Here is a 506-nt window from a genome sequence, read left to right as displayed (position 1 = left end):
ACGTTGGGGTAGAGTAATTGAAGGTGCAGGTGAAGATGTATATTTAGGTTCTCTTGTGGCACGCGCTAGAGTGAGAGGTTTTCAGGGTATTTCTGATTACAACGACCTAAGCGATAACAATACACTTATTGCTTGTGCAAAGCATTTTATTGCCTATGGTGCCGGACAAGCAGGTAGAGATTACCATACTACCGATATGTCGGAGCATAGATTACACGAGACCTACTTCCCTCCTTTTCAGGCTGCTATTGATGAAGGGGTAGGTACTTTTATGACTGCATTTAACGATTTAAATGGCGTGCCTTGTACCGGAAATAAATACCTCTATTCTGATATTCTTCGCGATAGTTGGAAGTTTAAAGGAATGGTGGTTACTGATTATACGGCTATTACTGAATTAATTCCTCACGGATATGCTAAAGATGCCAAGCAGGCTGCACAATTAAGTTTAGATGCTGGTATTGATATGGATATGATTAGCGAAGCTTTTGTAACGCATCTTAAAG

Annotated in this window: 1 protein-coding gene; it reads left to right on the top strand. The window is 40.5% G+C overall.

Annotation, left to right across the window (positions count from 1 at the left end; all coding sequences use genetic code 11):
• The coding region (locus A8B35_RS05045) for a glycoside hydrolase family 3 protein (protein WP_317041857.1) at window positions 1-506 on the top strand (506 nt) is incomplete at both ends.

This window comes from Saccharicrinis aurantiacus (assembly GCF_001660705.2).
Classification (GTDB): domain Bacteria; phylum Bacteroidota; class Bacteroidia; order Bacteroidales; family Marinilabiliaceae; genus Saccharicrinis; species Saccharicrinis aurantiacus.
The sequence above is the reverse complement of the archived record's forward strand: the minus strand, read 5'-3'. Positions and strand labels throughout refer to the sequence as shown.